General features: G+C 70.2%; 6 protein-coding genes. All 6 read right to left on the bottom strand.

What is annotated here, in order from left to right; all coding sequences use genetic code 11:
* Positions 1-1,524, bottom strand: a 1,524-nt coding sequence (locus ACXJMZ_RS25310; RefSeq protein ID WP_457032350.1) for an NADH-quinone oxidoreductase subunit G, incomplete at its 3' end; no start/stop codon positions are given.
* Positions 1,521-2,876 carry an NADH-quinone oxidoreductase subunit NuoF gene (gene nuoF, locus ACXJMZ_RS25305; protein WP_457032349.1) on the bottom strand — a complete coding sequence of 452 codons (1,356 nt, stop codon included), beginning with the start codon at positions 2,874-2,876 and terminating at the stop codon, positions 1,521-1,523. The genes ACXJMZ_RS25310 and nuoF, both read right to left, overlap by 4 nt.
* The gene (gene nuoE, locus ACXJMZ_RS25300; RefSeq protein WP_457032348.1) at positions 2,876-3,616 is read right to left on the bottom strand and encodes an NADH-quinone oxidoreductase subunit NuoE; all 741 of its coding nucleotides are present in this window, start codon (positions 3,614-3,616) and stop codon (positions 2,876-2,878) included. Before nuoE ends, nuoF begins: the two co-directional genes overlap by 1 nt.
* Entirely contained in the window at positions 3,613-4,935 is a 1,323-nt protein-coding gene (locus tag ACXJMZ_RS25295) for an NADH-quinone oxidoreductase subunit D (protein ID WP_057227586.1), read from the bottom strand. The genes nuoE and ACXJMZ_RS25295 overlap by 4 nt, the downstream gene beginning before the upstream one ends.
* Positions 4,935-5,639 carry an NADH-quinone oxidoreductase subunit C gene (locus tag ACXJMZ_RS25290; RefSeq protein WP_457032347.1) on the bottom strand — a complete coding sequence of 235 codons (705 nt, stop codon included), beginning with the start codon at positions 5,637-5,639 and terminating at the stop codon, positions 4,935-4,937. Before ACXJMZ_RS25290 ends, ACXJMZ_RS25295 begins: the two co-directional genes overlap by 1 nt.
* Positions 5,636-6,190, bottom strand: a complete 555-nt coding sequence (locus tag ACXJMZ_RS25285; protein WP_403037329.1) for a NuoB/complex I 20 kDa subunit family protein — start codon at positions 6,188-6,190, stop codon at positions 5,636-5,638. The genes ACXJMZ_RS25290 and ACXJMZ_RS25285 overlap by 4 nt, the downstream gene beginning before the upstream one ends.
* Positions 6,191-6,238 lie beyond the last annotated feature (48 nt).

The following is a 6,238-nucleotide window of genomic DNA, read 5'->3' as shown; positions in this document are numbered from 1 at the left end:
GCGCGGCACCCAGGCCAGCTCGGCCCCGGTCGCGGCGGCCAGCCGCAGCGCGGCGGTCAGCCCGCCGGGCACGGTGGCCAGCCGTTCGCCGACCAGGATCACCGCGCCTTCCTGGCGCAGCAGTTGGCCGGCCCGCCCGGCGTCGTCGCCGAGCGCGGTGTCGTCGGCCAGCGCGGTCAGCCACTCGGCCTCGGTGCCGGGCGCGGCAGGCAGCAGCGCACCGTGCAGCTTGGTCAGGCCCCGGCTGCGGTGGCCCGCCACCGCGAAGACCTGGAGACCACTGGCCCGGTTGGCCTTGCGCAGCCGCAGGAAGACGATCGGCGACTCCTCCTCGGGCTCGAAGCCGACCAGCAGCGCGGCGGGTGCGGCCTCAAGTGCCTGGTAGGAGACGCCCGTTCCGTCCAGGTCGACGCCACGACCGGCGACCGAGGCGGCCAGGAAGTCGGCCTCCTCGCCGCTCAGCGGGCGGGCCCGGAAGTCCACGTCGTTGGTGCCGAGCGCGACCCGGGCGAACTTGCCGTAGCCGTACGCGTCCTCGACCGTCACCCGGCCACCGGCCAGCACGGCGGCCCTGGCTCCGGCCAGGCCCTGGGCGGCGGCGGCCAGCGCCTCCGGCCAGGAGGCGGCGACCAGCTCACCGTCCTTGCGGACCAAGGGAGTCGACAGTCGGTCACGCTGCTGGCCGTAGCGGAAGGCGAACCGGCCCTTGTCGCAGTTCCACTCCTCGTTCACCGCCGGGTCCTCGCCCGCCAGCCGGCGGAGCACCTTGCCCCGGCGGTGGTCGGTGCGCTGGGCGCAGCCGGCCGAGCAGTGCTCGCACACGCTCGGCGAGGAGACCAGGTCGAACGGACGGGAGCGGAACCGGTAGGCGGCCGAGGTGAGCGCGCCGACCGGGCAGATCTGGATGGTGTTGCCGGAGAAGTACGACTCGAAGTCGTCCCCCTCGCCGATGCCGACCTGCTGCAGCGCGCCGCGCTCCAGCAGCTCGATGAACGGGTCGCCGGCGATCTCCTGGGAGAAGCGGGTGCAGCGGGCACAGAGCACGCAGCGCTCCCGGTCGAGCAGTACCTGACTGCTGACCGGGACCGGCTTGGCGTAGGTCCGCTTCATACCGTCGAAGCGGGAGTCGGTGTCCCCGGTGGACATCGCCTGGTTCTGCAGCGGGCACTCGCCGCCCTTGTCGCAGACCGGGCAGTCCAGCGGGTGGTTGATCAGCAGCAGCTCCATCACGCCGCGCTGGGCCTTCTCGGCCACCGGCGAGCTGAGCTGGGTACGGACCACCATGCCCTCGGTGACCGGGATGGTGCAGGAGGCGACCGGCTTGCGCTGGCCCTCCACCTCCACGATGCACTGCCGGCAGGCCCCGGCCGGGGCGAGCAGCGGGTGGTCGCAGAACCGGGGGATCTGGGTGCCGATCTGCTCGGCGGCGCGGATCACCAGGGTGCCCTTGGGCACACTGACCTCTACCCCGTCGATGGTGAGCGTGACCAGGTCGGTGCTGGTCTGCGGCTCGGTCACGGTCATGCGTGCACCTCCCTCTCGGTGGTGGACTCGTGGGCGCGGCGGTCGGCCCAGACGGTGGAGGCCGCCGGGTCGAACGGGCAGCGTCGCTCGCTCAGGTGCTGCTCGTACTCGGCCCTGAAGTGCTCGAGCGAGGAGACGATCGGGCTGGCCGCACCGTCGCCGAGCGCGCAGAACGACTTGCCGTTGATGTTGTCGGCGATGTCGAGCAGCTTCTCCAGGTCGCCCGCGACGCCCTGGCCGGACTCGATCCGCTTGAGCAACTGCACCAGCCAGTACGTGCCTTCGCGGCACGGGGTGCACTTGCCGCAGGACTCGTGGGCGTAGAACTCGGTCCACCGGGTGACCGCGCGGACCACGCAGGTGGTCTCGTCGAAGATCTGCAGCGCCTTGGTGCCGAGCATCGAGCCGGCCGCGCCGACACCCTCGTAGTCCAGCGGGACGTCGAGGTGCTGGTCGGTGAACATCGGGGTGGAACTACCGCCCGGGGTCCAGAACTTGAGCCGGTGCCCGGCCCGTACGCCGCCGCTGACCTCCAGCAGCTGACGGAGCGTGATGCCGAGCGGGGCCTCGTACTGGCCGGGGTTGGTGACGTGGCCGGAGAGCGAGTAGAGCGTGAAGCCGGGCGACTTCTCGGTGCCCAGCGACTTGAACCACTCGTTGCCCCGGGCCAGGATCGGCGGCACCGAGGCGATCGACTCGACGTTGTTGACCACCGTCGGGCAGGCGTACAGGCCCGCGATGGCGGGGAACGGCGGCCGGAGTCGCGGCTGGCCGCGACGGCCCTCCAGCGAGTCCAGCAGCGCGGTCTCCTCGCCGCAGATGTACGCCCCGGCGCCCGCGTGCACGGTGATGTCCAGGTCGATGCCGGAGCCGAGGATGTTCTTGCCGAGGTACCCGGCCTCGTACGCCTCGGCCACCGCCGCGTGCAACCGCCGCAGCACCGGGACGACTTCACCGCGCAGGTAGATGAAGGCGTGGTCGCAGCGGATCGCGTACGAGGCGATGATCATGCCCTCGATCAGCGAGTGCGGGTTGGCGAACAGCAGCGGGATGTCCTTGCAGGTGCCCGGCTCGGACTCGTCGGCGTTCACCACCAGGTAGTGCGGCTTGCCGTCGTTCTGCGGGATGAACTGCCACTTCATGCCGGTCGGGAAGCCGGCCCCGCCACGGCCGCGCAGACCGGAGTCCTTGACCAGCGCGATCAGGTCGTCCGGCGCCATCGCCAGCGCGTTGCGCAGGCCGCGGTAGCCGTCGTGGCGGAGGTAGGTGTCGAGCGTCCAGGGCCGGGTGTCGTCCCAGGAGGCGGACAGCACGGGCGAGAGCAACTTCTCGGCCGGCTCTACGGAGGTCATCACGCTTCCGTCCCTTCGTGCCGGGGGGCCACGACCTTGGCGCCCGGGGTGCCGGGCAGTGCCTCGCCCTTGGCCAGCCGGAGCCCGGCCAGCGTGGGCGCGCCGCCCGCACCGGAGGCGTCCACCGCACCGGGGCGCTCGTCCGGGAAGCCGGCCAGGATCCGCGAGGTCTCCTTGAACGAGCAGAGCCTGGCGCCCCGGGTCGGCCGCGGGTCGTGCCCGGCCCGCAGGTCGTCGACCAACTGCCGTGCGCTGTCCGGGGTCTGGTTGTCGAAGAACTCCCAGTTGACCATCACCACGGGGGCGTAGTCGCAGGCCGCGTTGCACTCGATGTGCTCGATCGAGATCTCACCGTCGCCGGTGGTCTCGTTGTTCTCGACACCCAGGTGCTGCTTGAGCTCGTCGAAGATCTGGTCACCGCCGAGCACCGCGCAGAGCGTGTTGGTGCAGACGCCGACGTGGTACTTCCCGGCGGGCTTGCGGCGGTACATGGTGTAGAAGGTGGCCACCGCGGTCACCTCGGCCGTGGTCAGCTCCAGCTGCTCGGCGCAGAACCGGATACCGGTCGGCGTGACACAGCCCTCCTCGGCCTGCACCAGGTGCAGCAGCGGCAGCAGGGCGGACCGGGCCACGGGGTACCGGCCGATCAACTCCTTGGAATCCGCCACCAGTCGGGCGTGCACCTCGGCCGGGTACGGCTTCGCCGGAAGTGCCGGCATCCCCAGTTGGACGTCACTCACCGGTCCACGCCTCCCATCACCGGGTCGATCCCGGCCACCGCGACGATCACGTCGGCGATCTGGCCGCCCTCGCACATCGCCGCCATCGACTGCAGGTTGGTGAACGAGGGATCGCGGAAGTGCACCCGGTAGGGCCGGGTACCGCCGTCGCTCACCACGTGCACCCCGAGCTCGCCCTTGGGCGACTCGACTGCCGTGTACGCCTGGCCGACCGGGACCCGGAAGCCCTCGGTGACCAGCTTGAAGTGGTGGATCAGGGCCTCCATCGAGGTGCCCATGATCTTCCGGATGTGGTCCAGCGAGTTGCCCATGCCGTCGGGGCCGACGGAGAGCTGGGCGGGCCAGGCGATCTTCTTGTCCGCCACCATCACCGGGCCCGGCTTCAGGCGGTCCAGGCACTGCTCGACGATCCGCAGCGACTGGTGCATCTCCTCCAGGCGGATCAGGAACCGCCCGTAGGAGTCCGCGCTGTCGGCGGTCGCCACGTCGAACTCGTAGTCCTCGTACCCGCAGTACGGGTCGGTCTTGCGCAGGTCGTGCGGCAGGCCGGTGGCCCGCAGGATCGGTCCGGTGGCACCGAGCGCCAGACAGCCGGCCAGGTCCAGGAAGCCGACGTCGACCAGCCGGGCCTTGAAGATCGGGTTACCGGTGGCCAGCTTGTCGTACTCGTGCATCCGGGAGCGGAGCAGCTTGACCGCCTCGCGGACCTGGTCGACCGCGCCGGGCGGCAGGTCCTGGGCCAGCCCGCCGGGGCGGACGTAGGCGTGGTTCATCCGCAGGCCGGTGACCAACTCGAAGACGTCCAGGATGAGTTCGCGATCCCGGAAGCCGTAGATCATCAGCGTCGTGGAGCCGATCTCCATCCCGCCGGTGGCCAGGCAGACCAGGTGCGAGGAGATCCGGTTGAGCTCCATCATCAGCACCCGGATCACGCTGGCCCGGTCCGGGATCTGGTCGGTGATCCCGAGCAGCTTCTCGACCGCGAGGCAGTACGCGGTCTCGTTGAACATCGGGGTCAGGTAGTCCATCCGCGTGACGAACGTGGTGCCCTGGACCCAGTTGCGGTACTCCATGTTCTTCTCGATGCCGGTGTGCAGGTAGCCGATCCCGCACCTGGCCTCGGTCACGGTCTCGCCGTCGATCTCCAGGATCAGGCGCAACACGCCGTGGGTGGAGGGGTGTTGCGGACCCATGTTGACGATGATCCGCTCGTCGTCGGCCCGGCCGACGGCCTCCACGACCTCGCCCCAGTCGCCACCGGTGACGGTGAAGACGCGGCCCTCGGTGGTGTCCCTCGCCTCTTCGTATTGAGTGGTCATCAGCTGTACGACCTCCGCTGGTCGGGCGCCGGGATCTGGGCACCCTTGTACTCGACGGGGATGCCACCGAGCGGGTAGTCCTTGCGCTGCGGGTGGCCGGTCCAGTCGTCCGGCATCATGATCCGGGTGAGCGCCGGGTGGCCCTCGAAGACCAGGCCGAAGAAGTCGTAGGTCTCGCGCTCGTGCCAGTCGTTGGTCGGGTAGACGCTGACCAGCGACGGGATCCGCGGGTCGGCGTCCGGCGCGGTGACCTCCACCCGGAGCAGCCGGCCGTGGGTGATCGAGCGCAGCGGGTAGACCGCGTGCAGCTCGCGCCCGGTCTCGCTGGGGTAGTGCACCCCGTTGACCCCGAGGCAGAGTTCGTACCGGAGCGCCGGGTCGTCGCGCAGGATCCGGGCCGCCCTGAGCAGGTGCTCGCGGGCGATCTGGAAGGTGAGCTCGCCGCGGTCCACCACGGTCTTCTCGATCACCTCGGCCGGGTCGAGCCCCTGCTCCTCCAGCGCACCCTCGAACTCGTCCGCGACCTCGTCGAAGCCATGGCCGTACGGGCGGCTGCTGGCGGACGGCAGCGCGATCGGGGCGGCCAGGCCGCCGAAGCCGGAGGTGTCGCCGCTGCCCTGGGCACCGAACATGCCCTGGCGCTTGCCGACCACCTCGACCGGGATTTCTTTCCGGGTCGCGGGGACGGGTGTCTGCTCGGTCATCGCAGCAGCCCCCGCATCTCACTGGTCGGGGTGGCGCCCAGGGCCAACTCCTCGGCCAGCTCCTCGGCCCGGAGCCGGTTCGCGCCCAGCGGCTCGTGCTGGATCTTCTCGTGCAGCTTGAGGATCGCGTCCATCAGCATCTCCGGCCGCGGCGGACAGCCGGGCAGGTAGATGTCGACCGGGACGATGTGGTCCACGCCCTGCACGATCGCGTAGTTGTTGAACATCCCGCCCGAGGAGGCGCAGACGCCCATCGAGATGACCCACTTCGGATTGGCCATCTGGTCGTACACCTGACGCAACACCGGTGCCATCTTCTGGCTCACCCGGCCTGCCACGATCATCAGATCGGCCTGCCGGGGCGAACCCCGGAAGACCTCCATGCCGAACCGGGCCAGGTCGTAGCGGCCCGCCCCGGTGGTCATCATCTCGATCGCGCAGCAGGCCAGCCCGAAGGTGGCGGGGAACAGCGACGCCTTGCGCACCCACCCCGCCGCCGTTTCGACGCTGGTGAGCAGAAAGCCGCTCGGCAGCTTCTCCTCGATTCCCATCAGATCCCTCTCTGCCTTCTCCAAGTCCGGTGGTTCGCCCTTGTGTTC

Source organism: Kitasatospora sp. P5_F3, assembly GCF_054049135.1.
The sequence above is the reverse complement of the archived record's forward strand: the minus strand, read 5'-3'. Positions and strand labels throughout refer to the sequence as shown.